Source organism: Streptomyces albipurpureus (genome assembly GCF_023701525.1).
Classification (GTDB): domain Bacteria; phylum Actinomycetota; class Actinomycetes; order Streptomycetales; family Streptomycetaceae; genus Streptomyces; species Streptomyces albipurpureus.
Genome location: NZ_JAMQAW010000099.1, coordinates 60,897 through 87,389, shown reverse-complemented (window position 1 = coordinate 87,389; position 26,493 = coordinate 60,897). Strand labels below are relative to the sequence as shown.

At 68.4% G+C, this 26,493-nt stretch carries 24 protein-coding genes and 1 pseudogene; 7 read left to right on the top strand and 18 right to left on the bottom strand.

The features are described from left to right. Positions 1 to 87: 87 nt before the first annotated feature. Genes NBG84_RS38660 through NBG84_RS38645 form a run of 4 tightly spaced genes read right to left on the bottom strand, consistent with a single transcriptional unit; the run spans position 88 to position 4,794 of the window. Positions 88 to 1,164: an ABC transporter permease gene (locus NBG84_RS38660; RefSeq protein ID WP_250924407.1), complete on the bottom strand. Its 1,077-nt coding sequence runs from the start codon at positions 1,162 to 1,164 to the stop codon at positions 88 to 90. Then, positions 1,161 to 2,138, bottom strand: a complete 978-nt coding sequence (locus tag NBG84_RS38655; protein WP_250924406.1) for an ABC transporter permease — start codon at positions 2,136 to 2,138, stop codon at positions 1,161 to 1,163. Before NBG84_RS38655 ends, NBG84_RS38660 begins: the two co-directional genes overlap by 4 nt. Further along, positions 2,135 to 3,676, bottom strand: a complete 1,542-nt coding sequence (locus tag NBG84_RS38650; protein ID WP_250924405.1) for a sugar ABC transporter ATP-binding protein — start codon at positions 3,674 to 3,676, stop codon at positions 2,135 to 2,137. Before NBG84_RS38650 ends, NBG84_RS38655 begins: the two co-directional genes overlap by 4 nt. Next, positions 3,676 to 4,794 (bottom strand): sugar ABC transporter substrate-binding protein, encoded by a 1,119-nt coding sequence (locus tag NBG84_RS38645; RefSeq protein ID WP_250924404.1) that lies wholly within the window; start codon positions 4,792 to 4,794, stop codon positions 3,676 to 3,678. The genes NBG84_RS38650 and NBG84_RS38645 overlap by 1 nt, the downstream gene beginning before the upstream one ends. A 157-nt stretch (positions 4,795 to 4,951) precedes the next feature. Between NBG84_RS38645 and NBG84_RS38640 the strand changes: the two genes are divergently transcribed. Continuing rightward, positions 4,952 to 5,530 carry a VOC family protein gene (locus NBG84_RS38640; RefSeq protein WP_250924403.1) on the top strand — a complete coding sequence of 193 codons (579 nt, stop codon included), beginning with the start codon at positions 4,952 to 4,954 and terminating at the stop codon, positions 5,528 to 5,530. Between the two features lie 391 nt (positions 5,531 to 5,921). On the opposite strand, the gene NBG84_RS38635 is transcribed toward NBG84_RS38640, so the two are convergent. The 4 genes from NBG84_RS38635 to NBG84_RS38620 form a co-directional block, all read right to left on the bottom strand. After that, positions 5,922 to 7,613: a PLP-dependent aminotransferase family protein gene (locus tag NBG84_RS38635; protein WP_250924402.1), complete on the bottom strand. Its 1,692-nt coding sequence runs from the start codon at positions 7,611 to 7,613 to the stop codon at positions 5,922 to 5,924. Between the two features lie 269 nt (positions 7,614 to 7,882). Beyond that, on the bottom strand, positions 7,883 to 8,263 hold the full coding sequence (locus NBG84_RS38630; protein ID WP_250924401.1) for a hypothetical protein: 381 nt from the start codon (positions 8,261 to 8,263) through the stop codon (positions 7,883 to 7,885). Between the two features lie 626 nt (positions 8,264 to 8,889). Further along, on the bottom strand, positions 8,890 to 10,332 hold the full coding sequence (locus NBG84_RS38625; RefSeq protein WP_250924400.1) for an MFS transporter: 1,443 nt from the start codon (positions 10,330 to 10,332) through the stop codon (positions 8,890 to 8,892). Between the two features lie 610 nt (positions 10,333 to 10,942). Next, on the bottom strand, positions 10,943 to 11,197 hold the full coding sequence (locus tag NBG84_RS38620) for a hypothetical protein (protein WP_250924399.1): 255 nt from the start codon (positions 11,195 to 11,197) through the stop codon (positions 10,943 to 10,945). A 152-nt stretch (positions 11,198 to 11,349) separates the two neighbouring features. Between NBG84_RS38620 and NBG84_RS38615 the strand changes: the two are divergent. Further along, positions 11,350 to 11,571: pseudogene (locus NBG84_RS38615) on the top strand (hypothetical protein); the annotation flags it as partial. 76 nt (positions 11,572 to 11,647) lie between these two features. On the opposite strand, the gene NBG84_RS38610 reads toward NBG84_RS38615, so the two are convergent. From NBG84_RS38610 to NBG84_RS38595, 4 genes are all read right to left on the bottom strand, one after another. Then, positions 11,648 to 11,884: a DUF6207 family protein gene (locus NBG84_RS38610; RefSeq protein WP_250924398.1), complete on the bottom strand. Its 237-nt coding sequence runs from the start codon at positions 11,882 to 11,884 to the stop codon at positions 11,648 to 11,650. A 144-nt stretch (positions 11,885 to 12,028) separates the two neighbouring features. Continuing rightward, positions 12,029 to 12,574 carry a TetR/AcrR family transcriptional regulator gene (locus tag NBG84_RS38605; RefSeq protein ID WP_250924397.1) on the bottom strand — a complete coding sequence of 182 codons (546 nt, stop codon included), beginning with the start codon at positions 12,572 to 12,574 and terminating at the stop codon, positions 12,029 to 12,031. Next, positions 12,561 to 14,099 carry an MFS transporter gene (locus tag NBG84_RS38600; RefSeq protein ID WP_250924396.1) on the bottom strand — a complete coding sequence of 513 codons (1,539 nt, stop codon included), beginning with the start codon at positions 14,097 to 14,099 and terminating at the stop codon, positions 12,561 to 12,563. Before NBG84_RS38600 ends, NBG84_RS38605 begins: the two co-directional genes overlap by 14 nt. 197 nt (positions 14,100 to 14,296) lie before the next feature. Further along, positions 14,297 to 15,604, bottom strand: coding sequence for an MFS transporter (locus NBG84_RS38595; protein WP_250924395.1), 1,308 nt, complete (start codon positions 15,602 to 15,604; stop codon positions 14,297 to 14,299). Between the two features lie 127 nt (positions 15,605 to 15,731). Between NBG84_RS38595 and NBG84_RS38590 the strand changes: the two genes are divergently transcribed. After that, a complete protein-coding gene (locus NBG84_RS38590) occupies positions 15,732 to 16,640 on the top strand; it encodes a LysR family transcriptional regulator (protein ID WP_250924394.1) in 909 nt (302 codons plus the stop codon). A gap of 263 nt (positions 16,641 to 16,903) precedes the next feature. Here NBG84_RS38590 and NBG84_RS38585 read toward each other — a convergent pair whose 3' ends face one another. Together NBG84_RS38585 and NBG84_RS38580 are read right to left on the bottom strand one after the other, a co-directional pair. Next, positions 16,904 to 17,602, bottom strand: coding sequence for a Clp protease N-terminal domain-containing protein (locus NBG84_RS38585; protein WP_250924393.1), 699 nt, complete (start codon positions 17,600 to 17,602; stop codon positions 16,904 to 16,906). 228 nt (positions 17,603 to 17,830) lie between these two features. Then, complete coding sequence (locus NBG84_RS38580) at positions 17,831 to 18,532, bottom strand: hypothetical protein (protein WP_250924392.1); 702 nt, start codon at positions 18,530 to 18,532, stop codon at positions 17,831 to 17,833. Positions 18,533 to 19,024: 492 nt separating this feature from the next. On the opposite strand from NBG84_RS38580, the gene NBG84_RS38575 reads away from it, so the two are divergent. Both NBG84_RS38575 and NBG84_RS38570 read left to right on the top strand, forming a co-directional pair. Next, the gene (locus NBG84_RS38575) at positions 19,025 to 19,375 is read left to right on the top strand and encodes a hypothetical protein (protein ID WP_250924391.1); all 351 of its coding nucleotides are present in this window, start codon (positions 19,025 to 19,027) and stop codon (positions 19,373 to 19,375) included. 504 nt (positions 19,376 to 19,879) lie between these two features. Beyond that, complete coding sequence (locus NBG84_RS38570; RefSeq protein WP_250924390.1) at positions 19,880 to 20,287, top strand: DnaJ family domain-containing protein; 408 nt, start codon at positions 19,880 to 19,882, stop codon at positions 20,285 to 20,287. Between the two features lie 296 nt (positions 20,288 to 20,583). Here NBG84_RS38570 and NBG84_RS38565 read toward each other — a convergent pair whose 3' ends face one another. The 3 genes from NBG84_RS38565 to NBG84_RS38555 form a co-directional block, all read right to left on the bottom strand. Further along, positions 20,584 to 21,060, bottom strand: a complete 477-nt coding sequence (locus NBG84_RS38565) for a VOC family protein (RefSeq protein WP_250924389.1) — start codon at positions 21,058 to 21,060, stop codon at positions 20,584 to 20,586. Between the two features lie 246 nt (positions 21,061 to 21,306). Beyond that, positions 21,307 to 22,842: an amidase gene (locus NBG84_RS38560; RefSeq protein WP_250924388.1), complete on the bottom strand. Its 1,536-nt coding sequence runs from the start codon at positions 22,840 to 22,842 to the stop codon at positions 21,307 to 21,309. Positions 22,843 to 23,098: 256 nt separating this feature from the next. Beyond that, positions 23,099 to 23,491: a RidA family protein gene (locus NBG84_RS38555; protein WP_250924387.1), complete on the bottom strand. Its 393-nt coding sequence runs from the start codon at positions 23,489 to 23,491 to the stop codon at positions 23,099 to 23,101. 135 nt (positions 23,492 to 23,626) lie between these two features. On the opposite strand from NBG84_RS38555, the gene NBG84_RS38550 reads away from it, so the two are divergent. Together NBG84_RS38550 and NBG84_RS38545 are read left to right on the top strand one after the other, a co-directional pair. Continuing rightward, complete coding sequence (locus NBG84_RS38550; protein ID WP_250924386.1) at positions 23,627 to 24,163, top strand: VOC family protein; 537 nt, start codon at positions 23,627 to 23,629, stop codon at positions 24,161 to 24,163. Between the two features lie 102 nt (positions 24,164 to 24,265). Next, entirely contained in the window at positions 24,266 to 25,105 is an 840-nt protein-coding gene (locus tag NBG84_RS38545) for a fumarylacetoacetate hydrolase family protein (protein WP_250924385.1), read from the top strand. A gap of 288 nt (positions 25,106 to 25,393) precedes the next feature. On the opposite strand, the gene NBG84_RS38540 is transcribed toward NBG84_RS38545, so the two are convergent. After that, positions 25,394 to 26,101 carry a FadR/GntR family transcriptional regulator gene (locus tag NBG84_RS38540; protein ID WP_250924384.1) on the bottom strand — a complete coding sequence of 236 codons (708 nt, stop codon included), beginning with the start codon at positions 26,099 to 26,101 and terminating at the stop codon, positions 25,394 to 25,396. Positions 26,102 to 26,493: the final 392 nt, after the last annotated feature.

Sequence of the window (26,493 nt, the reverse complement as noted above, 5' to 3'; positions counted from 1 at the left end):
CACCAGGACCAGAGGGCGATGCGCTGCCCGGCCGCGGAGTATCTCGATGGATGGCTCCGGGGCCGGGCAGGTCTGCGGGATGGCCCGTTACTGCGCCTTTCCTGGACCGGCGGGCGAAGGAGCGACGGTGGCCCGGGTGGGGCCTGCCGGTCCGCTCCCACCGGCCAGCAGTGCCGCGGTGTGCCGGGAGCGCGCGGCGTTCAGCCGCCGCACGGCGACGGTGCGGTCCAGGACGAACTCCATGGTGACGACCAGCATCAGCAGAGCACCGGTCACCAGGCCGGTGACGTAGGTGGGTGCGCCCGCGGCCGTCGCACCGGCGATGATCAGGCAGAGGGTGAGCACGCCCAGGGTCACGTTGACGGCGTTGCCGCGCCCGCCGTACAGGCTGATGCCGCCGATCAGACAGGCGGATACGGCGCTGAGCAGGAGCGTGGTGAACCCGCGTGGGTCGGCGGACGCGCCCTGCATACAGGCGATCGAACCAGCCAGCGCAGCGCAGGCTCCGGATATCCCGAAGGCGGTCGTCAGCGATGCGTTCACCGGGACTCCCGCCGCTCTGGCCTCCCGGCGGGCGCCGCCGACCGCGTAGATCTCCCGTCCCCACCGGGTGAAGCCGAGGAACAGGCCCAGCAGGACGATGACACTGATCCCGATGAGTGTGGCGGGGGTCATCGACAGCCACTCCACCAGCAGGGGATCGGTCGTGGTCAGACGGTCCAGGCCGATGGGTCGGTCGTCGGCGAGCACGAGCGCGAGACCGCTGAATCCGATCCAGGTCCCTACGGTGACGACGAGTGAGCTGATCTGCAGCCGGGCGATCAGCAGGCCTTGGGCCAGCCCGAGGACGAGTCCGGCCGCGGTTCCGATGAGGATGGCGGGGACGAGCCCGAGTTCGCCCGCCCGGATCGAGATCACCCCGGCGAGGGCGGCCATTGACCCGACCGACATGTCCAGTTCCCCGGCGATCATCGTAACCGCGAGTCCGGCGGCTGTGATCCCGATGAGCGCGACACCGTCGAGGGTTCCGAAGACCGCCGCCCCGATGGTGAACTCGGGGACGATCGCGAACAGGATCACGACCAGAGCCAGTAGCACGCCGCCTTGGACGCCGTAGACGCGCGTTGCTCTGCCCACGCTCCGCCCCATGGTCGATTCGTTCATCGCATTGCCTTTCGACGGGCCATGTGCAGGACGGAGATGACGGCGACCAGGAGGATTCCCTCGGTGAGAATCCGGACGCCGGTCGGTAGCCCGTGCAGCAGCAGGACGTTCTGGAGCACGACGATCACCAGCGCGCCGACCGCCGAGCGCACGGCCGATCCCTCGCCGCCGCTGACCGCCGTTCCACCGACGAGCACCGCGGCGACGGCGTCGACCGTCAGCTCGGAGAGGTTGTTGGCGGTGACCTGCCCGAGTTGGCTCGCCGAGAAGACGCCCGCGATGGCAAGGCCGATCGATGTGATGGCGAACGCCCAGGCGGTGGCGGCGCGTACCGAGATTCCACTCATCACCGCGGTCTCGCGGTTCGACCCGACCAGGAGCAGACGCCTGCCGGATGCGGTGCGTTCGACGAACAGCCAGACCGCCCCGGTGAAGGCGGCGAACACCCAGACCGGCAGCGGAATCCCCAGTAGGTCGAAGGCCGCCAGCTCGCCGACGGCCGAGGTGGGTGCCGACACCACGGCTCCGCCGGTGATCCCGGCGACCGCGCCGTAGATCAGCGCTCCGGCGGCGATGGTCGTGACGACCGGGTTCAGCCCGGCCGCCACGGCAAGACTCTGCAGCAAGCCGATCGCGACCAGGACCGCGAGCGCCAGGAGCACGCCGAGCACCAGCGAACCGCCGGTGGAGGCGACCCACATGAACAGGATCGACGCCAGCATCGCGGACTGGCCGGCACCGAGTGAGAACAGGTTGCCGGACAAGGTGATGGTGGTCATGCCGACCGCGGCGATACCGGTCACCGCGGTGTTGATCAGAACGCCTCGCAGGTTGTCGAAGGTCAGGAAGTCCGATGTGGTGGCCGCGGCTACGGCGACCAGGACCGCGAACACGGTGGGTATGGCCCAGCGCGTCAGCCGCTGGGAGACTTCTTGCCGACGTGCGACCAGCGCACTGGCGGTGGTGTCTGTCATGGCGAGCCCACTTCACTCGATGTCTCGGATTGCGCGTTCCCGCTGTGCATCACCTCTCGGACGAGTGTTTCCTCGGTCCAGTGCTCCTTCGGCGCGAGCGAGGTGAGCACGCCGCGGTGAAACGTGCCGATGACATCGCACAGGCCGAAGATCTCATTGGTGTCCGAGGAGCAGACGACGACCGCCATGCCGTCATCCGCGAGGGACCGCAGCTGCTTGTAGATCTCGGCCCGGGCGCCGACGTCCACGCCGCGTGTCGGCTCGTCAACCAGCAGAACGCGGGGGTCGCAGCCCAGCCACTTGCCCACCGCCACCTTCTGCTGGTTCCCGCCGGAGAGAGTGCCGACGGAAGAGCCGAGTCGCCGTGTGTCCAGCGCGAAGCTGCTTGCGGAGCGGGCGGCCGCGGTGCGCTCGTCGCGCCGGGAGAGGATGCCGAACCGGGACACCCGATCCAGCCAGGGGGAGGAGAGGTTCTTCTCGATCGACAGGCCGTCGAAGATGCCGTCGCGCTTGCGGTCCGGGGAGCAGTAGGCGACTCCCGCGGCGATACCGCCGCGTCGGCTGGCGAACTCGACGGGTTCGCCTTCGAGTTCGACCCTGCCCGACAGCGCCGGCAGGAAGCCGGCCAGTGCTTTGAGCAACGCCGAGCCTCCGGAGCCGAGTTGTCCGGTGAGGCCGATGATCTGGCCACGCTGGACGGAAAGGTCGACTGGGGCTTCGACACCTGGGGCCGTGAGCCCGGTGATCGCCAACCGGACCGGCGCCTTGTCGTCCACCGGGCCCGGCTCGGGGAACATATCGCCGAGCTCGCGTCCCAGCATGCGCCGGACGATCTGCGCGGTGTCCAGGGTCGCGGTCTCCTCGGGGGCGGAGCTACGGCCGTTGCGGAAGATGGTGACACGGTCGCTGACCGCGAACACCTCTTCGAGTCGATGGGTGATGTACATGATGCTGGTGCCCTGCTCGGCGAGTGAGCGGACGGTGCTCAGCACGCGTCCGGCCTCGGCTTGGGACAGAGCCGCGGTCGGCTCGTCCAGGATCATCAGAGTGGCTGATCTGGCCAGGACGCGGGCGATCTCCAGCAGTTGCATCTCCGCCACCGAGAGCTCCTCGACGGGAGTCCGGCTGTCGAGGTGCCCGAGACCGACCCGTTCCAGCAGATGGTCGGCGTTGCGGGTCAAGAACCCGCGGTTCCACCACAGCCGCGCTCCGCGCTGCCCGAGCAGCAGGTTCTCGGCGACGCTCAGCGCCCCGACGGTGCTGTACTCCTGCTGCACCACGGCGATGCCCGCTGCCTGGGACGCTCCCGATGTCGACAGGTCGACGGGTCGGCCGTCCATATGGACGGTGCCGGAGTCGGGGCGGACGAGCCCGGAGAGCACTTTGACGACCGTGCTCTTGCCGGCGCCGTTCTCGCCGAGCAGGGCCATGACCTCGCCTGGACGGACCTCCAGACCGACTTCTGAGAGGGCCTGCACAGCGCCGTAGCGCTTGGAGACGCCCTCGACCTGCAAACGCAGGCTGGTGTGTGCTGACATCAGAACTGCAACTCCCGTATGGAGCGGCCCCACACTCGCAGCGTTTCGTAGTTCTGCGAGGTGATCGCCGGATGCGGCATATAGGTGAAGCGGCTCGGCGCGGTGTCCGAGAGCGGGGGCTGGGCCAGTGCCTCAGGCAACTGCACCGTGCCGTCGACGACCTTGCCCGTCGCGCGGAGCCGGGCCACGGTCTGGACCGCCAGGATCCCCTCGATCACCGGCGACTGGAGCACCGCGGCGTAGATCTGCCCCTTGACCAGCGGCTGCTGGTCGCCGGAGAAGTCGCCCACCACGACGGTGACGTCCTTGCCCGGCCGCAGGCCGTACTGCTGGAGAGCCTTGACCACACCGGTGCCGATGTTGTTCGAACCGGCGACGACGATGTCGATGCCTTGTCCCTTGTACTTGGACAGGACCTGGCTGGCGGCCGTGAACCCGCCCTGCGCGTCGGGGGACTTCGCGTTCTCCGTGGACAGCAGGTTGAACGAGTCGCCGACCCGGTCGAAGAAGGCGTTGTGGCGCACGACTCCGGCCTCATAGCCGGAGGGGTAGGTGACTTCCAGGAGGTTGGGCTTGCCCTGTGGGCCGCGGAACTTCTTTCCCTTGGCCCTGGCCTCGTCCACCGCCTTGAGGGCCATGGTCCCCATCGTGGTCCCGATGGCTTCGTTGTCCTGCCCCGGACGGGCGGTGACATACGGCTCGGCCTGCGGCAGCACCCTGCCGCTGAGCTGCACCACGGGCGCCCGCGCGGCCAGGAGCCGGGCGGAGTTGACTCCCGTGTCGTTGTTGGCCGGCCAGTAGACGAAGGCCGCGGCTGGCTTGCCGGACGCGAGGAACTGCCGGACCTGCTGATTCTGCTCGGTCTGATCGAACCTGTTGTCAATGACCTCAAGTCGGTAGTTCAGCCGGGCGGCCTCCGCCCGCATCGCCTTGACCTCAGCCCCTACGTAGTGGTTCGCCGTCGAGACCATGAACGCGACGATGGTCGCGCGCCCGCCGTCGAGGCTTCCCGTACTGGTGATCTTCGCCGGCACGACGGACAGGTTCCCGCAACCCGTCAGAAGCAGCGCCATCGCGCCGGCGGCCGCCGTAACCACGGCTCGGCACAAACGGGTCATCGTCGATCCTTCCCACACCAGGCGGTATCGCGATCCAAGCAAGCAATTGGATACATTCGGCGACGATAACCCTCGCTAACCTCACTTAAAAGACCTCGAACGCATAAATCGGATACATTCAATGACTCAAAGCCTCGACAACAGCGAGGAGTCACTGATGTCCGACGCATCGACCGCCGCCCTGACGGTCAACCACATCGGCGTGACCGTTCCCGATATCCACGCCGCCATCGACTGGTACGGGGAGGTCTTCGGCTTCCGCTGCATCATGGGGCCGCGGGTACTCGCCCCGACCGGGCACGCCGAGGCCGCCACGGTCCTCGGAGACCGGTTCCGCAAGGCGTGGCAGGCACATCTGCTCACCGCGAACGCCGTGGGCATCGAGCTGTTCCAGTTCATCGACCCGCCGACTCGCGGGCGGCGACCGGTCGAAGAACGGGTGCCCTATCTCGACCGGGGCATCTGGCATCTGTGCCTGACATACCCGGACGTCGAGGCCATGGTCACCCGGATCACCGACGCGGGCGGCACACTGATCTCGGCACCGTACGCGTTCGTGCCGGGACGTCCCTGGACGCTGGCCTACACCACCGACCCATGGGGCACCGTCCTGGAGATCATGAGCCACAGCTACGCCGAGGCATTCGCCAACTGGCCGCAGCCCGGACAACTGACCGCGCCCACACTGGTGCCACGCCCCGAAGACGGGCACGCGGATGGGCCGCCGACCGACTGAACCGACTGAACCGCAAGGATGGTCCGGTGGTGTCCAGGGGCGCGGTCAGCCGTTGTGCGCCCGGGCGGCGTGGGAGATCGGCTCCTTGCGGGCGGTTGGCCCGTCTGCGCCGATGCCGCTGATGCGCAGGATCGCGACGGCTCGGCACCCAGTCTCCAACAGCCTTGAGCACACGCTCGCCTGACAGACTGTGTGGAGAGCGCCCGATGCCAGTGAACGGCCCGCTTTGCTAGGCGGTTCACTGGCATCGGCTCTTGTCGGACGGCATGTCCGACAGCAATCGGAGCGTGTTCCTGTCCTGCGTTCCGGGCCTGGCTCCGAACCGCCCGGAAGGCAGCAAGCGGGTACGCGATAGACGGCGGGGGAGGTGTCGGCGGCGGGTGTCGTGGTGTCAGTGTCGCGGCGAGGGCGCAGTCCGCGTGGGCGCCTGCGGGATGTGATCCCGGGGGAGTGGGGGCCGGTCCGCGTCTCCTTCGGCGGAGCGGTCGAAGGCGCCGGGGCGGGCGAGGTCGTCCAGGAGTTCGTCGATGAGTTCGCGGGTGACATGCGGCATGACGTAGACATGGCTGTAGTCGTGGCGGCGGCCACCGAGGTTGAGCGGAACGCAGGCCAGTGAGTACTTCTCGGTGATCTCGGCCCGGGGCTGTTGGAACCAGACGCTGAGTGCGTGGTCGCCGTGGCCCACCTCGATGCCGTCCTCGGCCCAGGGCTCGCCGCGCTCCCGCAGTAGGTCGCTGAGGTTCCGGAGGCGGTCGGCCGTGTACTCGGCGACCTGGAGGACCTCGGCGGCCTGCCGCACCTGCTGTTCCTCGCTGAACTGCGCGAGGTGGTTCCACATGGCCAGGGAGGCGAATCCGCTGCGGGAGCCGGCGAAGGTGCTGTCCGGGGAGGAGACGACCGCCGGATCGGACGGCGGGCGCAGCTTGGACCCGGCACGGGACATATAGATACCGGTGGGGACCGGCGCCCCGGGGTACTTGTGGCCGCTGGTGACGATCGAGGACACCTCGGGGATCCGGAAGTCGAAGACCGGGGACGCGGTCTTGATGAGGCCGGCGTCCCGGGCCTTCTCCAGATAGGGGGCGTAGGCGCCGCCGAGGGCTCCGTCGACATGGATCCAGTAGCCGTTGCGGACGCTGACCCGGTCCGGGTCATCGGGGTCGAAGCGCACGCTGCGGTCGACCAGGCCATGTGCTGCGAAGACGGGGCGGAGCCGCTCGCAGGCGTACTCGACGTCGTCATAGGCGCCCTTGAAGACGCTGCCGATGTTGAAGTTGACGAGGACCGGGTGCCCCTTCGCGGCGAAGAAGTCCACGAGGGCGACCAGGGCGTCAACGTCGACGGTGCCCGGTCCCTCGTCCCCGCCGGTGGTGGGGACGCCTCCCAGGGGCCATCCGTTGTAGGTCTGCGTCCCCGCGCCGGCCGGTTCGAGGGGGCACTGCCCGGGGTAGAGGCTTCCGCCCAGGTCGTAGAAGGTCGGGATGTCCAGCACTCGCATGGCCTTGATGTGGGAGTAGTGGGTCTCCTGCGAGAAGAACGCAACCGGTGCGTAGGCGTTGGGGTTGTCGTCGGGGTGCTTGGCCCGGATGTACGTTGTGCGGCAACTCGCATCGCCGGAGATCTCGTCGCGGACCAGGGCGTTGCCATCGAGGTAGTCGCGGGCGTTCCACAAGGCGTAGAGGTTTCCCTCGGTGCTGCCCATGGACAGCACATAGCCCCATCCGTCCCCGTCCTGAGGGGCAGTGGGGTCCAGGGGGAGCGGAGCGTGCCAGAGCCGTGCGTAGTGCTCCAGGACCGCCCGCTCCAGCCACCGTGAGTGCAGACTGTAGTGGCTGTCGACGAACGGGTCTCCGATGTTGTTGATGTGGTAACTCAGGAAGCGTCCGAGCGAGGCATGGCCGTCGAGCGACAGATTGGTCTGATAGCCCAGCAGGCGTCCCCGGCGCCGGCTGAGGTGTTCCTCCAGTTTGGCGAGGACCGCCGTCCGCTGCTCGTTGGTGTAGGCGTGGGTGCCCAGCCTGTAGTCGTCGTCGGTCGGTTCGGGTAAGTCCGCCGGGGGAGGTTCGGGGCGCTCTGAGATCATTCTTGGTGTCCCTTTCCGGGTGGGTTCGACAGACGGGTCTTTCGGGCCTGGTTGAGGGTCTGACCCGGTCGTGGCCGTGGGAGCCGTTCGGCTCCAGGAGACGGGGATGGGTCGGGAGGCCCGGGGGAGTGGATCGGGCGGACCTTCCCGTGTCCGGTCCGCTGACATTCGTTTGCCCTGTCCGACGTCGTCCGTGGAGCCGGAATGACGGGACCCGCACCGGTTGGCGCGGGACTGCCTGAGACAGCGGCCTTGGTGGGTGGGGGTGTTCAGGTGCCTTCGCCGCGCTGGCTGACGAAGGGGACGAACCAAGGACCCGGGCCTGTGCACAGGGCGCGCGCCCTGGCGAAGCCGATCACTCCGCCGACTGTGGCCAGGCTTGTGGCCTTGCCCTTGGGTAACTCGCTGCTCAGCTGCCGCTCCCGGCACAGGAGCGTGGAGTGCCTGGCCTTGCTGTCGAGGTCATCGAAGAAGGTGACCACGTGGGTGACGCCTGCCGGGGCGATGCGAAGCTGGTCGGCGGCCATAGGGGCGCCCCGCTGCGGGTACTGCTCACGTCGGATCCTTCCCGAACCGCTGCCGGAACCGTCCTGCACGGTGGCGAGGATCCCGCCTTCCTCGTGGGTCTCGCCGCCGAACTCCTTCCTCATGGCCTGACGATCTCCAGCCTCTTCGAGGAGTCCGCTCCGAGGTCGTCCCGGAAGAGGCGTTGTGCGGCGCGCGCCGCATCCTGCTGGAGGCCCAACCGCCTGACAACGACGTTCCCCACACGTTCTGACGTTCCCCACACGTTCTTAGGTCGGGAACCATCCACAACCCCCTTGTCCACACCGAACGGGGCAACCACTCCTTGGATACCAGACACACAACCCAGGCGGTACCAGCCCGGTAACCGAACAGGCGACCCCACCCCTGACCAGGTACTCCTCCGAGCGTTCTGATGCCGAACCCTGCCTGGAGGCGCGCGCCGCGAAGGCAAGGACCCCGCGGACCGCGGCGATGACGCCACGTCGCCCCGCTTCACGGGACAACGTGGCGAACCCGGCGCACCGCACGGGTACTTCGAGGACTTCGCCGCCTGGAGCGGTCCAGGGCGGAGTTGGCGAGACACGATCGCGCCCGGCTGCGGTCCCAAGCCGTCATGGCCCCGCCGCGGTGACGGATTGACGCGAAAGGCAGGAAGGCCCCCTGGGGATGTGCCCCGGGAAGCCTGACAGGGGTCTCTTCCCCTGTCAGGCGACACGTGCGTGGTGAGCACGCGGTGGTGCTGGTGGGCTCAGGCTGCGTCCGCCTTTGCGGGCTGCTCCTCACGGTGAGTCGAATTCGGGGCGGTGCGCAGGGTGAGTAGTGATGCGAGTGCGCCGACGGCGGCCAGTGCCGCCGCGCCGAGGAAGGCTGCGGAGAACCCGTTGGTGAGTGCCTCGGGGTTGCCGAGTTCGCGGGCGCCGTACGCCGCGGACACGGCCGTCATCGCGGCCAGTCCCAGAGCTGAGCCGACCTGGTAGCTGGTGTTGACGATGCCGGATGCCAGGCCGCCTTCCTCGGGTCGCGCGCTGGACAGCGCGGTGCCGAGGGAGGGGATGAACGCCAGGGACATGCCCGCCGCGGCCAGCAGGGAAGCGGGCAGGACATCGACCCAGAAGGTGCCGTCCGCCCGGGCGAAGGACAGCCACAGCATGCCTGCCGCGAGGGACAGCAGACCGGTGACGATGAGTGGCTTGGTCCCGAAGCGGGCGATCAGGCGGGGCGCCAGGACGATCATCATGATCATGATGGCGACCGTCATGGGAAGCAGGGCCGCGCCGGAGGCGAAGGCGCCCAGTCCCAGGACCTGCTGGAGGTAGAGGTTCAGGAAGAACCACATCGGGATCCACGCGGCAGCCATCAGCAACTGCGCGATGTTCGCTCCGGCCAGGTTGGGTGCCCGCCAGATACCGAGCCGCATCAGCGGCTCGCGGCGCTTGGACTGGATGACGATGAACGCGGCGATCAGAGCCACGCCGGCCAGCAGCACGAGCCAGGTCTCCGCTGAGCCCCAGCCGGTTTCGGGGGCGCGGACGATGGCGTAGACGGCGGTGGCCAGTCCCAGTGTGACGGTGGCAGCTCCCGCAAGATCGACCGAGCCGCGGCGGATCGGGGCGGAGGGCATGACCGACGGGGTGACAGCGAGCACGACCAGGGCGATCGGGATGTTGATGTAGAACACCCAGGGCCAACTGGCGTACTCGGTGATGAGGCCGCCGAGGAAGACGCCTGCGGTGCCGCCTGCCGGGGCCGCGGCGCCGTACAGAGCCAGCGCCTTGGTCAGTTCCTTGGGGCGGCCGCCGAAGAGCATCATCAGCAGGGTCAGGGCGGCCGGGGCGATCAGCGCGGCACCGACGCCCTGGAGGGCACGGCCGGTCAGTTCGACCCAGACCTCAGAGGCGAGGCCGGCGACCAGGGAGCCCGCGGCCATCACGGTCCAACCGGCGACGAAGACCCGCTTGGCGCCGAACAGATCGGACAGTCGCCCGCCGAGCAGGAGAAGCCCACCGAAGGCAATGACGTAGGCGTTGAACACCCAGGACAGGCCCTCAGGGGAGAAGCCCAGGTCAACCTGCATCTTGGGGAGAGCCACACCGATGATCGACGTGTCCATGATGACCGTGAACTGGGCCAGGGCTATGAAGACCAGCGCCGTCCAGCGGCGTGGACTGGGTGGAGCGGTTGGGGTTGACATGACGATCTCCAATACCGGAGGGGGGTATATCCCTACGGCTCAGCAATATACCCCCCTCTGGTATTCCGAGCTGCATGGGTACCCGAATTTCCCGTGGCTTCCCGATCTAGGAGCGCCAGGGCGGGGTCAAATGTCGCGACCGTGGGCGACCACCGCCGAGCGACGCCAGGGGCGGCGACCCCGTCGATCCCCGCCGCACCGGTGTGACGATCGGTAGCGCGGTCGGCGCCGTGGGGCTGGGCACGGAGCGCCCAGCCGTCGGCGACAACGGCCGGCTCGCACTCGGGAACCGCGCCTACCCGTTTCGCGCCTACAGCTGCCGGCGTGCCCCGCCCCCGGGCCGTAGACCCTCTCCGGTGTCGGCCGCCGCATCACCTGGTCGGACCGGAGGCGGCCGAGGATCTCGACGGGCAGCCCGCCAGCAGATGGGCGATGCGGGGGGGCGTCGAACACGACCAGGACCTCTGGGGCACCTGGCTGCGGCGGTTTTCTGGCGCGAGCGCGAGATCGACCAGCGTCCGAACCGGCCCGTCCGTGCACAACAGCGCGTCGCATAACTCGAACAGCGCTTCGCCCCGCGTGAGGCTTCTCTGTATGGTGCGCCGAGTAGTCAAGCGAGACGTTCCACGACGTCGCGGGCGCGGTTGACCTCGTAGTCCGCCAAGTCATCGGCTTCGGCCAGCGACTCGGCCGGGGCGACGGCCTCGCGTAGTACGGGGCGAGCCACGGCGTGGTCACCGTCAGAGGCCAGCAGGTCACCAAGGACGACCAGAGTTCGCACTCTCAGTGGCGTGGCCGCCAGCTCGCCCGCCAGGTCACGCAGGGTTGCCTTCGCGGCCTCGCCAGGGCCACGGTCGGCCTGCATCTGCGCTTTACGGAATCTGAAACCCACCGTCCATGTCGACGGCGGCCGAGGCGGCACGGACGCGGACATCAGGGCATCCGCACGGAACGCCGAACGGGCCGACGCGGCCGGGGACGGGCAGGTGTCCTTCTTCCGTGTCCGCGCTCACCCACCCCGGGACGGGCAGGATCGAGAAGAAGATCCCCGTTGTGGACGCGTGGCAGGAACCGCTCGACCGGCAGCAGGCCCGTCCCACCCTCTTCGTCCGCGCCCACACCGAGTACATCTCCGGACCGGGCAAGCGCAGGTCGCATGCCGTCCGCATCGAATCGGGGGAGAAGAGCGCATCGCTGACATCGCCGAAGAGCACCAACGAACTCTCCGGCGGCGCCGCCAGCCGCTGGCACCCCGGCCGCGCCCGGCCCGAACCGGAGCGGCCGGGGCACTTCGGTCCTCCCTGTTCACTACCCGCTAGGGGTGTTCGGGCCCGTGCCGGTGGATGTCCGCACGCAGTCGTGCACGTACGCCCGGTTGGCCAGGATCGCGGTACACCGCGACGATTCCGGAGGTGGCCCACACCTGTTCCAGTGTGCTTATCACCGTGATAACGGTTTCCTCGTCGGCGCAGGTGATGTCCAGGACCACCAGCCCGGGCTCTCGCACATGGTCCTCGTCGATGTTGTCCACGTTTGTCTGGGACGTGGGCACCGAGGTCGATGGTTCGCCGTCCGGTGCCGACTCACCCGCATGGGCGATCGCCTGCCCGCCATGGCGTGAACCGACCCGAGAAGGTGGCGCACCGAGGCCGGGCATACAAGAAGACCACCGACAGGGCCGCGGGCTGGGTGGGGTTCAGAGGTCGGTACGGGTGAGGGCGCTGGCGATACGTTCCGCGATGGCATCCTTCAACCCGGGGTCCAGTCGCTCCGCGGTCAGTGATTCGTAGAGCCATAGGCCATCGGCTGCCAGGCGGGCGATGAACTGGTCGAGTGCGGCAGGGGCACCGCCGGCCGCGACGGGGAGTGGAGCCCAACGTTCCAGGACCGCGTCCCAGGGAGCCGAGTGTTCGGCGGTCGTCGATCCTTCGAGCATGAAGAGCAGTTCGGCTCGGGAGGCGCTCTGGGTCGCGACGCGGGCGTAGGCGACGAGCCGTTCGACGGGGGTGGCCGCCGCGGCGGGCTTTCCCGCCGCTGTGACCATGTCGGCTTCCCACTGATCGGCAAGGTGCTGGTGGATTGCCTGGATGAGGTCCTCACGGGAGGCGAAGTGGTAGAGGAGTCCGCCTTTGGTCAGGCCCGCCTCCACGGCGACGGAGTCGAAGGTGACGCTCTTGACCCCTTCGCGCTGCACGACTCGGGCGGCCGCCTGAAGGATCTGGGTTCGCTTACTGGTTCGCATGGTGCTCCCGAGCCGTGGTCTCGTGGGGTGCGGCGGACGCCAGCGCAGAGCCGGGGCCGTGGTGGCGCAGAAGAAGGCCGGTCACGGTCGCGCTGACGGCGAGAACGGCCGCGACCACGATCAGCACCGCGAGGTAGGCACCGTCGAAGGCCTCCGACGCGGCGGTGATCAGTGGGGTGTTGGGCTGCGAACCCTCCTCGGCGAGTGCGAGTGCGGCATCGAGGCTATCGCGTGCGCTGTCCGGAACCCCCGGGGGGAGGTCGATGGTCGCGGTGTAGACAGCGGTCATCAGACTGCCGAGCAGCGCAACCGCGATGAGGCTGCCGAACTCGTAGGACACTTCCTCGACGGAGGAGGCCATACCGGCCCGGCGGGCCGGGACGTTACCCATGATCGCGCTGGATGCTACGGACATGGCCGCTCCGAGACCGGCGCCGGTCACGATCAGTCCCGTGATGAGCAGCGCCATGCTGGTGTCGAAGTACAGCATGATCAGCAGTACGCCGACGGTGCTCAGGGCGAGACCACCCGCGATGATGGGCAGTAGGCCCACCTTGTGCAGGATCGCTCCACCGACCATGGCTGTGGGCAGCGCTCCCAGGGCGATTGCCGCGACAAGGAGCCCGGCGCGTAGCGGGGTGAAGCCTTCCACCAGCTGGAAACGCTGAGTGGTGAGCAACTCGATGCCGGCGACGGCGAAGAGGGCGAATCCGGCGGCCAGGACCCCGGCGAGGAACGCCCGGTTGCGGAAGATCGTGAAATCCAGCAGGGGGTAGGGCAGATGGCGCTGCCGGCGCACGAACGCCCAACCGCCGAGGGTGGCTGCGGCGGCTGCTGTGATCATGAGCGGTGAGGACCCGCTCTTCGCGAGCTCTTTGATCAGTACGGTGAGGCCGACCAGGGCGACGAGTGCGAGGAACGAGGACAGCAGGTCCCATCGCTTGGACGGGTCCGCGTCGTTGGGGGGCGCGAGGACCACCGTGGCGATGATCGCCGCGATGACCACGGGGACGTTGATGATGAACACCGATCCCCACCAGAAGCTCTGCAGGAGAATTCCACTGATGATCGGGCCCAGCGCACTGCCCACGATGGCCAGACTGCCCCAGATGGCGATCGCGATGTTTCGCTCGTGCTCGTCGTCGAAGGTGATGCGGATCAGCGCGAGTGTGGCGGGCATCATCGAGGCCGCGCCGATCGCGAGAAAAGCCCGTGCGGCGATCAAGGCCTCCGGACTCGGCGAGAACGCGGCGGCCAGGGAGGCGACACCGAAGATCACCAGGCCGATCAGGAACATCCGGCGATGGCCTACCCGGTCGCCCAGCGTTCCGCTACCCAGCAGCAGGCCGGCCATCACGACGGGGTAGGCGTTGATGATCCACAGACTCTCGGAGCTGCTCGCCCCGAGCTCGTCCACCAGCGTCGGCAAGGTCGTGTAGAGGATCGAGTTGTCCAGTGTGATCAACAGCAGCCCCGCGCTCACCGCCGTCAGCAGCAGCCAGCGCTGTCTCGTACGCGTAACCATCCCCGAATGCCCTTCCACCAGCGCCTCACCGTCTCCGTAACCGTACCTACCAAAAAGTACAGTTATGGAGACGGTGAGGCGAGGCGGAGGGCGCTGACGTGGATGTCCCGGCCGCGCGGCAGTCACCCGGGCGCCCGATCGGTGTTCTGCGGACCCTGCCCCGCCGGTCGTGGATACCGGCGGGGCGGCGTGGCTGATCAGGGGCGGACGCCCCGCCGGGGGAGCGTGGCCAGGGAGACCGATACCGCCGCGCCGATCGCCAGCACGGTTGCCAGAACGATCACCGCACTGCCGAGCTCGATGTACCGGGTGGCGATGGTGAACAGGATCGAGGGCACTCCCATGCCGATGTAGCCGATGACGAAGTACACCGAAAGCACCCCGGCACGGGACGCGGGAACGGCAACCGTCGCACCGATCGTGACGCCGCTCTTGAACAGCAGACCCGCGCCCGCTCCCGCCACGGAGACCGCGATCAACAGGAGCCACAGGGCCGGGTGGTACAGCGACAAGGCAGTCAACGTCAGGCCGATGGGAAAGACAACGGCCCCGATCCGCAGCGTACGGGGCAGGCCGAGCCGCGCCGCGGCGAGTTGGGCCACCGCCGCGGACGTGAACATCAGGAACGGTGTGAGGCCGGTGACGAGGTGCGAGTCGATATGCAGCCTGTCGTGAATCATGGTCGCGCCGAGCGAGGAGACGAAGCCGAGCAGCGCAAAGGAGAAGAAGCCCATCGCCGCGGCGGCGGCGAACGCCCTCCGTGCGCCCGGCAGCAGGGCGAACCGGCTCGGGCGCTGCTGCTCCTGCAGTTCGCGGTCGACTGTCTCGGGGCTGGACAGCACCAGCACCAGGCAGACGGCCATGGCCGCGGCGAAGGCGACCTGTGTGGTCACCAAGGGCGCCGGCGCCCACTGCGCCATGATCCCGGCCACCAGCGGGCCAAGGGCCAGCCCGCCGAGGTTCGCCGCGGTGGCCACGGTCGCTGGCAGTGCGGAGAAGCGCTGGTCGGGGTGCGCCTCACGGTGGAGGTCGTGCAGATAGGTAGTCGCGGTGGAGGCCATGAGTCCCACGCCCACACCGTTCAGCACCCGTCCCGTCAGCAGCCCCGGCAGGGTCGGCCAAGCGATCAGTACGACGGCCGCGGCCAGGCCGACGAGCAGGGCCGGCACGATGACGCGTCGGCGGCCGAACCGGTCGGACAGATGCCCCAACGTCAGGAAGCTCACGGCGGCACCGGCGACCAGACCGGTGAACGCGATGGTCATCGTGGTCGTACCGAAGCCGTCCCGCGCCGCGTACAGGGGCCACAGCGGTGTCGGCGCGGTACCGAAGGCCATCAACACCATGAACGCCACGGCCGCGAACCAGAAGCCGAGGTGGTGCGAGGCCCGCGCCGTCCGACCCGTGCCCGTCCCTCCGCCAGGGGCGGCGCTGGCCTTCGTGGGCCTCGCTGTCGACGGTGCGGGCTCGGTTGTCAACAGTGCCGGCGATGGTGACACGGACACACCCATCCACTCCTCAGTCGGTTGCGTACCGCCCCATACTCACGCCGATGATGGATCACGTCTAACGATAGTTTCGTATACATTCGATTCGAATTTCAGATAGATCTCCACCAGGGACGGATTCGCCATGGAACTACGACACCTGGAGTACTTCGCAGCCGTCGCCCAGGAGCTGAGCTTCACCCGTGCGTCGAGGCGGCTGCACGTCGCCCAGTCCGGGGTGTCCACCGCGATTCGCTCCCTGGAACGGGAGCTGGGGGCCGCCCTGTTCGAACGCACCTCGCAGAAGGTGACGCTGACCAGCGCGGGCCTGGCGCTGCTCCCCGAGGCGCGCGCCACCCTGGACGCCGCGCAGGCGGCCCGCGATGCCGTCCGTGACTCCTACGGCAGTCTGAGCGGCACCGTCACCGTCGGCGTCATCATCGGCATCGGCCGGGTGGGCATCGACCTTCCGGGGCTACTGGGACGGCTCAACGCCCACCATCCGCAGGTCACGGTGAGACTACGGCTGGACCCGACGGGCTCCGCCGGTCTGACCCGGTCGCTGCTCGCGGGCGACCTTGACGCCGCCTTCCTGTCCTTCCCCGGCGGCGTACCCGCCGGAGTGGCGGCCCGTGAACTGCTGGCGGACCCCCTGCGTCTGCTCGTGCCGATCGGGCACCCCCTGATCCGGCGCGGCGAGGTGACCCTGGGGGAACTCGCGGACCAGCCGTTTATCGACTTTCCGCCCGGATACGGCAACCGCGAGCTCGCCGACCAGGCGTTCCTCGCGTCGGCGGTCCAGCGGCGCGTCACCCTGGAGGTGCCGGACTTCACCACCGCCGCGGCCTTCGTACGCGAGGGGCTCGGGGTCGCGTTCGTGCCCCGGTTCGCTGTCCCGGACGACCCCGGCCTGCGAACGCTGACCGTCGCGGACGCCCCGCTCCGGTGGACCCTCTCCGTCGCCACCTCGGCGACCCGGCGGCCCACCGCTGCGGTCCGCGCCCTGCTCGATCTGATCGACGCGTATGTGCTGCACACCGCGCCGGCCACCTAACCGGAGCAGATCCTCCACCACCCTGCCCACAGAGGACCGCACATCCCCGAACGTGTCCACCGAGGAGAGGAAGGGCTCCCGCGTCGCTGGGACCGGACACCGGATACAGCAGCCCATCTCGGCTGAGTCCGGAGGGCACGCTGTGCCCCGCGGTACCCGGACATGAGCGCGACGGAGTTCGACGGACTGTCGCACTCAGGTCCGGTCGGGTCGGGCCGTGCGCTAGTAGCCCGACGGGTGGTGGCCACCGGGCTGTGGTGTGCTCAGGCGCCGGCGGGTGTCGCGTCGAGGCTCGTCGGGTCGAAGCCGGAGTCGGTCAGGATGGTGGCGGCCACCCCGCGGCCGACCTGGGCCAAGCCGACGAGTAGGTCATCGCAGTCGATATGGTCGGAGCCGTTCTGCGCGGATCGTGCCTCCGCGATGGCGATCGCCCTGCGGGAGTAGGGAGTCCAGGCGATTCGCTCGGCCGCCTGGGAAGCCCCCATGCTCAGCCGGGTTCCCACGGACCGGTGAACCGCCTCGGGGGAGACCCCGGTGGCCCGCAAGTGTCGAGTGGCGCTGTTGCCTTCCGCGGTGAGACCCCAGAGCAGGTGCTCGGTGCCGATGTAGTTGTTGCGGTGGTGCACGGCTGATTGCTTGGCGTGTGCCATCGCCTCGCGGAGGTCGGACGTCATCGTCTCGGAGTCATAGCGCCTGCGCGGAGCGTGGAAGCGCTGCTGAACCGCCTGCCGGGTCACACCCAAGGAGGCGCCGATGTCCGTCCACGAGGAGCCGTGCGTCCGGCAGTGCTCGACATAGTCCTCGACCAAGTCGTCCGCGAGTAACTGTAGTTGGCCCGCGAGATGGGCGGCGGCCCTCAGCAGGGCGAGCCCATCGTGCTGTTCTTCTCCGCCGGGGCGGTGTGCGGTGTCGCATCTCCGGTCGACTTCCGCGATGAGATCGTCCAGGTCTGGAAGCGTCATGGGGCAAGTGCGCCTTGACAATCCAGCCTTGTCAAGGCGCCCTTGCTTCTTCGGGGAGTCGCAGCGGCGTCACAGGGGAACGTCGCTTCGGCGAATCACGTTCTCGAAGAGGCCAGCAGCGATCAGTGGCCGCCATGGCTCGGCCGCGGCCATTGAAGACGGAGTAGCGGGCTTGCCTCCGGGTACGGGCTGGTCGATGTCCTCCCGGACGCGAGACCACCGCGCCGACTAGCCCGCCTCATCAGGCCGGGAGCGGAGCTGGGCGTACACGGGCGTGGACTCAAAGGGGAACTCGACGCATACGTCTCCCGCAAAGCAGTGGGAGGCGTGCCCGCGCATCCGATGCCCGTAGATCTGGTGGTCGATCAGCTCGGTGTAGTCGCGCGGATCGCCCCGGCCCAGCAGATTCACCGTGTCGGCCAGATAGACGTCGAAGCCCGGGTACATGAGCCCGAGGAACGGCAGGTCGTCGAAGTCGAGGGCGAGTACCGGGTATTCGCCCTCCACATCCGGCTCCGTGACGGCCAGGATCCGCCTGGAGTCCGATCCGCCGGGCAGGAGGAAGCACTCGTCGAAGCGCTCGGCCAACCAAGTGAACTCCCCGGCCCACGGGGCGCCCATCTCCTCGCCCACCAGCTGGTCGAGCGGCCGAGGGGCGAAACCGCCGTCGGGGGTGAACCATCGGTGGCGCTCCAGCAGGCTGGTGTCGAACGCCAGCCAGGCGCGCAGGCTCGGTGACAAGGGGTGCCCGGAAGGGAACACGGCCTTCGCGAGCAGGCCCTCGTCCATCGGGCTGGCGACGCCCTCCTCCACCCAGGGAACGTCCCGGTACGGCAGGACGGACGCCCCTGGATCGCGCCGCACCACCTCAATGACCCGCTCCACCAAAGCCACTCCGTGCACAGGGCCGGCGTCCCCCTCGTCCATCATGGGCCGGACGGTAGCAACCCCCACTGACATCGCCCGAGGCCACGGTCTACCAGCGCACACCGGATGCCACCTGACGCATGGCCGGGAGTACGACCCAAGGCATCGCATCCACATCACCCATGGTCGAGCGCTGCCCCTGACGGACCTGGGTGAGCCCTGGTCAACGCTCGTTACCGCAGCGGATTCAGCGTGCCGGAACGCTGCGCACCGCGTGGGGAGGTGGGCCGCGGGAACGCGGTCCCGATGAGGGCGGACGGGTATCGACGGTCACCGGGCGGCTCAGTCGGTCGGTCGCTGGGTGCCCGGACCCGGCAGCCAGCGAGATCCAGACGGGTGGGCCGCTGAGCCATGCCGCCCACCGCCAGCGGCTTCGAACCGGCCACGGCTGCTGCTCCGGACCGGCCGTAGAGCAGGGCGTTTCGGTCCGTTTCCCGGGCCTTGTCGAATGAGTATCCGTACGGATACCGTCAACGGCCCGCTCATGGCCCACTGATGACCATGTATGAGAACCCGCCGCCCCCGCGCCCCCGGGCCCGCCGTACCCGCGATCAGCGGTGGCGGCTCACCGCCCGGATCGGGCTGGCGAGTCTGGCCCCGGTCCATGTCCTCGCGATCGTCGTGATGCTCACTCAGTGCGGCCTGGCGGATGGCTGTGGCAACCCGCCGCGCGAACTGGAGTACCTCTCCTGGACGGCGTTCTCGGTGAGCGCGACGGCCGGGCTGTTCGCCTCCTTCGCACCGCAGCGGTTCCACTGGAGCCAGCGGGCCCGCCCGCCCCTCACCCTGCTGCAATGTGCGGCGATGACGACAGCGGTCGGTGCGGTGCTGGCGACCGCACCATGAACGCGCACCTCGCACACAGAGGTGCTCTGCCACCGCCGCACGGGCGGGCCGGTGAAAGCCCCCGAAGTGCCACCGGGCTGCCCGCTCATCGGCTCAACCCAGCACAGCCGAGTCCGAGTGGTGCCGCCCGAGCGAACATCGGACCAGTCCACGGACGAACAGGACGTTCTCCCGGATGAGCCGCGGCGAGCGGTGGCGAGCGTCGTGTTCGCCCAACCCGTCACCCGGCCCAACTCCGTCCACGGGAGGCGCGCGTCCCGACCCGGTTCATCCACCAGCGGGCGCGGTTCCGCCGCGATCGCGGCGCTCCGCACACCGCGGACTCCACGCGTGAGCGCCGAATTGCCGCGCTCCGGAGCCAGAGCGGCCCGCTGGGCGCGGGGCCAGGGCGCGAGACCGCCAGTCACCGCCCTTCCGGGTACCAGCGGCCGCCGATGACGCTCCTGGCCGGTATCCGCCCCGAGGGGGCGAGCCGGTGGGGCCCGGTTTGGCATCATGGTCCCTATGACGCAACGGAAACCGCCCGGTGCCTCCTTCGAAGGCTGGGTTGACCACCAGATCCGTGAAGCGGAGAAGCGAGGCGAGTTCGCGAGCCTGCCCGGCTTGGGAAAGCCCTTGCTGAATGACACCGCGCCCTATGACGAAATGTGGTGGATCAAGGGAAAGATGGCACGTGAGGGAGTCTCCTACCTGTCCCCTGTCATCGAGTGCCGCAAGGAGGCCGAGGAACTGCCCGCGTCCCTCCCGACGATCACCAGTGAGGCCGAGGTACGTCAGCGGGTGTCGGATCTCAACAAGAAGATCACCGACCTGCTGCTGATGCCTCCCCCGGGCCCGCTGTTGGGAATCAAGCGCCTCGATGTCGATGAGGTCCTCCGGGAATGGCGTCAGGTCAGGGAGTCCGGTAGGTGAGGCGGGCCTCTCGTTGAGGTCGACGCCCTGGATTCGCGCTGCCTTGAGGGGTGTCACCAGTGGGCCGTGACCGACTGGTCGGTGTTGTCTGCCCTGCCAGAGGCCGGGCACCCCGCGTACGAACAGGGTGGCGGCCCGCACCGCCACCACCGAGCGGTCACCGAGGTCGCACGGGCAGCCACCGAGGGTGAGGGTTCGGCCCTTCCGGTGGACGGGAGTTCCACGGGTGCGACGACTTCGTGGATGGGCGGATCGTCTGGATGGGGCGATGCCCGGGCAACGAGGCCGGCGCCCTCCTACACCTCGGCGTCTGCCGCCCTGAAGAGCTCCGCCACATCGATCTTCTTCATGCCGAGCATCGCCTTCATGGCGCGCTCGGCACGCCCCTGGTCCGGATCGGCGAGCAACTCGCCGAGTGCCGCGGGGGCGACCTGCCAGGACAGACCGTACTTGTCCTTCAACCAACCACACGGGCCCTCCTCGCCGCCCGCGGACAGCTTCGTCCAGTAGTGGTCGACCTCTTCCTGGTCGGCACAGTTGATGAGGAGCGAGATCGCCTCGCTGAAGGTGAACTCCGGGCCGCCGTTGATCGCGGTGTAGGGCTGGCCGTCGAGGACGAAGTCGACCGTCAGCACGGTCCCCGCCGGTCGGGGACCCGCCTCGCCGTAGTACAGAACGTTGGTGATCTTCGAGTTCGGGAAGACCGATACGTAGAACTTCGCGGCATCCTCACCCTGGGTATCGAACCAGAGGTTGGGAGTGATGGTGGGCATGGCATTTCCCCTTGTCGTCGGTGCTGCGGTTCTCCGTCTTCTCTGTTTGGACCGTCGTGCCGTCCGGAACTCATCGCTACCCGGCCGGCCGGATTCCTGGCGGGGCGGCCACTTCTTACGACCATTCGCCGCGGCCATTGGGGTCATGACCACCGGCGGCTTGGGACGCCGAGGGACCGATCGGCTCCCTCGCGGTGTCGAACGAGCGTCATGTGTGAGGGCCGGAGCAGTGCGTGTGAACGGCCGTTACGCCGGCCTGGCTCGGGCGGGTGCGGCCGCCGCCGCGGTGGAGCGGGGCGACCGTGTGGGGTGTGCCGGGTAGGTGTGGTGCCACGGCTGGAGCTCCTCGAACACCGAGCTCGCGGCGATGACGTCCCCGTCGTGGTGGCGCCGGCCGATCAGTTGAAGCCCCACGGGGAGCCCCCCGCCGGTGAGTCCGGCGGGTATGGAGGCCGCTGGATGCCCGGTCAAGTTGATCAGGTAGGTGAGGCACCAGCCGCGGTACCGGTCGACTGCTTCGCCGTTGATGTACTCGGGGCCCATGGTGGTGCCCCGCGTCGTCGCGTTGGGGACGGCCGTGGTCCCGCCGGTCGGTGTGATGAGGAGACGGTGGTCATGGAAGACGTCCTGCACGGTGTCATAGATCTGTGAGCGCAACCGCTGGTCCAGCGCTATGTCAGGTGCCGTGAGACGGAGTCCCTTGACGATGCACTCGCGCAGCGCGGGAGGAAGGTCATCCGGGTGCTCGGCGAGCAGGTCGATGCCGCTCGCCTTCAAGTGCTCGGTCGCCTCCACATACTGCACGGCGATGATCCGGTTGAACAGTTCGCTCAGTTCCCGGTGGTGCAGCCCCAGATCGAGGTCCACCCGCTCGACGGTGGCCCCCGCGCGCTCGAACCGGGCCGCGGCCCGCTCGACGACGGCGGCGACCTCGGGAGTGATCGGGTAGCCACCGAAGTCCGGGCTGAAGGCGATGCGCCAGCCGCGGACATCACGGTGGAGGTCCGGTGTGAAGTCGGTCGGCCCACCGACACTGAAGGGGTCGCGGGCATCAACGCCGGACAGGATTCCGAGCCCGACAGCGGCGTCCCGGACATTCCTGGTGATCACGCCTTCATGGGTGAACGGGTTGGTCGCGCCGAAGGCGTTGGGGCGCTTGACCGCTGGGACCCGCCCTGCGGAGGGCTTGAGGCCGTACACCCCGCACCAGGCCGAGGGTGTGCGGATGGACCCGCCGGCGTCGGTACCTTCAGCGAAGGGGACCATCCCGTCGGCGACCGCTGCCGCGCTACCGCCGGAGGAGCCTCCCGCATTGCGGGAGAGGTCGAACGGATTGGCCGTGGGACCGAACAGAGGGTTGTCCGTGAGGCCGCCGAACCCCAGCACCGGGCTGTTGGTCTTGCCCACGATGATGGCGCCGGCCTGCTCCATCCGTTCCGCCCACACGCAGTAGCCGTCCGACACATTGCCGGCCAGGGCGCGTACCCCGCCCAGGGTGGAGATCCAGCCGGGCTTGAAGTCGTAGAGGTCCTTCATCGCCGTCGGCACTCCGTGCAGGGCTCCGAGCTCCGCACCGTTGAGCACCATCCGTTCCGCGTTCCTGGCTCGTTCCCTGGCTTGGTCGAACCCCTGATAGACGAAGGCGTTGACCAGCGGATTCCGCTCTTCGATACGGTCGATGACGCCTTCCATCAGCTCTACGGGCGACAGTTCCCGGCGTCGGATCAGCCGGGCCAGCTCGGTCGCCGAAGTGAGGTGGATGTCTTGTGGGGCAGCGGTCATGGCGGCTCCGCGGGAGTATGAAGAGGCCCCGGGCAGATGCGCGGCGGTGGCGCATGTCATGGCCGTTGGGCGACTCGACGGCAGATGATGTTCCATCAGGTGTGTTGCGGGGTGCGTGCACCCCGGTTGCGCCCCGGGGTGTGACGCTGTCAGCGGGCATGCTGAATGCGCCTGGGGTGTCCGCCGGGCCGGGTCCGCAGCGGCCCGGCCCGGCGTCCTCAGCTCAGCTCAGTACGGCTCAGCGCAGTACGGCAGCTCAGCTCAGTACGGCCGTGCATTCGATCTCCACCATCAGGTCCGGCAGCGCCAGCCCGGTCACGCCGACGATCGTCTGCGGTGGGTTGGCCGCGCCTTGGGTGGCCTCGCGGATGGTCGAGGTGATGGTCTGGAGGTCGTGCGGGCGCGTGGTGTAGATCGTTCGGCGCACGATGTCATCCCAGCCGACTCCGGCGGCGTCCATCGCCAGCTTCAGATTGGCCATGGTCACCTCGATCTGCTTGCGGAGATCACCCGGCCCGACGACGTTCATGTCGGCGTCGAGCGCGACCTGACCGGCGATGAACACCAGGGTGTGCCCCTGGGCTACGGCCAGATGGCTGTAGCTGGTCGCGGGGTGCATTTCGGGGGGATTGACCAGTCTGCGCGTCACGGTTGAGGACCTCTCCTGATGGCGTTCGGTTCATGAGGACACTGGAAAAAGTATATTCATTAGCAGTCATTGACAATGCCTAGCGCGACTATGAGACTAATCAAGCCTAATCAATAGACCTTTAGGTTGGTTCTCATGGCGAAGATCGAACGACTGGCTCACATCGGTGTCCATGTTCGGGACATGGACCGTTCCCTGGCCTTCTACCGCGACGTCCTCGGGCTTCAGGTCACCGACGACGACTCCGCTCACGGCATGGTGTTCCTCAGCTCCCGACCCGAGGTCGAGCACCATGAGGTACTCCTTTGCGGCGGCCGTACGGTGGGGGAGGAGGAGCTGTGGCTCCAGCAGATCTCCTTCCGCTGTCCCACCCTTGAGGACGTGCTGGAGTACTACGCGCGCTTCCTTGAGCACGGCGTCCGCATCGAGTACACGGTCACGCACGGAAACGCGATCGGGGTGTACTTCTTCGACCCCGACGGGAACCGGTGCGAGGTCTACTGGCCCACGGGGCTCAAGGCCAAGCAGGGATATCTGGAGGCGCTTGACTTCACGCGCCCTGCGGCCGAGCTCGTTGAGCAGGTGCGGCTCTCCGTCGCTGAGCACGGCGAGGACGGCTATGTCGACACCCGGCTGCTCAGTGGCATTGACGTCGGCTCCGAGGGGTCCTGATCCACGACGGAGGGCACCGGCGTCTGCTTCCCTGGCTCCCCTCCGGCGGCCGCGCGATGGCGCGCACACATTCTTCTTCCTCTACTGAGAAGGGCACGATTGATGAGGCTCATCGGCTTCAAGGACGGGCGCGACCGCTGGATCGGTGCTGTCGATTCGACGGGAATGGTGTCCCGCATCGCTCCCGCCGACACCTTCTACAGCGACCCCGCCGGCGCGTTGGAGTCCGCTCGTCGGGCGCCAGCGACGCCGGAGAAGCCGGCGGAGTTCGCACCCCCCGTTCCGGCGACCGCGAAGGTGCTCTGCGTGGGGCTCAACTATCGGGCGCACGCTGAGGAGGCCGATGTCCCGGTCCCCGACTACCCGACGGTGTTCGGCCGTTGGGAGTCCACCCTGGTCTGCGACGGTGACGAGGTTCCCGTACCGGCGTGCGAGCCCGGTCTCGACTGGGAGGCCGAACTGGCGGTCATCATCGGTAGGACGTTGACCGACGCCTCCGAGGAGGAGGCCTTGGGCGGGGTGCTCGGCTTCACCTGTTTCAACGATGTCAGTGCCCGCAAGCGGCAGTTCGACACCACCCAGTGGACCCTGGGCAAGAACCCCGACCGCAGTGGCCCGATCGGCCCCGTCGTGGTGACCGCCGACGAATGGGGCGGACCCGACGGATGGAGTGGCCGCAAGGTGGTCGCCCGGGTCAACGGCGAGGTCATGCAGTCCGGCGACACCTCAGAGATGATCTTCTCGGTCGGCCGGATCCTCTCCTACATCTCCCAGACCACCACCCTGCGCCCGGGCGATGTGGTCGCCACCGGCACCCCGGCCGGAGTCGGCTTTATCCGCAAGCCGCCGGTGCTCCTCACTCCGGGGGACGTCGTCGAGGTCGAGATCGACGGTGTCGGTGTGCTTCGCAACCCCGTTGTGGGACCGGCGGGCCGCCCGTAACCACTGGCGGGCTGGCCGGCCTGGTGAACTGCCCGGGTCGGTGGTGGCCGGGTGAATCGGCGACGGACCGCCGAAGCCTGATGCCGCTGCTGGGACGGAGCGCGCCATGCGGGGCGCTCCGTCCCACGCGCCCCAACCACCCGCCGGCCATCTCCAGGCCTGCTGCCGAACCACTCAGGATGCGGTCGGCGGCCATCCACACAAGGAGCAGCCCAGGAAGGTGTGGCGGGTCGGTGACCGTGCCCCGTCCCGGGGCGTTGCGATCGCCGGCGAGGGGAGACCCGGGGTCTAGCCCTTGGCCGGGCTGCCGATCGGTTGGAGCGCATGGCGCTTGGCCGCGTCGACCGCCGCCCCGGGATCACCGGCGATGATCGCCTGCACCAGGTCGATGTGGATGTCGAGGCGGTGCTTCTTGTACTGGCGATGCTCCTTCAGCGACATGTCCGACACCACGTCAACCGCCTGGTCCTGGATGAACTCCACGAGTCCCAGGTACATGGTGCGCGCGATGTGATTGCGCGATATCCGGGCGATCCGTTCATGCAGACGCCAGTTGACCCGGAGGAAACGCCCCGGCTCGCCGACGACGTCCGACAGGGCGTCGATCAGTACGCGCAGATCGGCGATGTCACGGGCGCCGCGGAAGCGGGCCGCCTCTTCCGCGATGACGGGTTCCAGAGCGTTGCGCACGCTGACCGCGTCGATGACGCTGACTGGTTCGCTGTGGACGGTGAGGAGGGTCTGCCCGAGCCGGACCACGGGGTCGGTCGGGGCGACGAACAGTCCGCCCCCAGGGCCGGGGCGCAGGACGACGCGGCCTCGGGCCTGGAGCAGCCTGACCGCTTCATTGACCGTCGCGCGAGCGACACCGCTCTCGCGGCGCAGTTCGTCCTTGGTCGCTATGTGGTCGCCCGGGGTCAGATGCCGACGGGCGATGAGGTCCTCGATGGAGTGGGCGAGAGTGTCGGCCTTGGGGGCCTTTCCAGGCAACGCCATGACAACGAGTATAACCAAAAAGGAGTCCAAGGGGGATTGACACGAGGTTCTCCTCCTAGGCAACCTCTAAATAGGTGCAATCAATAACCCTGTTTTTGCTTGGATCTTTGAACCTGAACCGGTTCGCCGCAGTGCTGTCGCCAGGTCCCCGGAGCAAGGAGATGCCCGAGATGGCCATCGAAGGTATCGGCACCCGTACGACGAGCCCCATGCGGCCTCCCGCCTCCCCTGTGGCGAAGAGCGGTCCCGTCGGGGCCTGAGCCGGCCCGGCCCAGCCGTATCTCTGCTGGCCCCACCCCCGTCGTCATGGCGGAGGTGCCACCGGCCATCCGGTCGGCGCCGTGTCCCGGACGCCCGCAGCCGGATGAACCGCTCCTCCTCCCCGTAGAAAG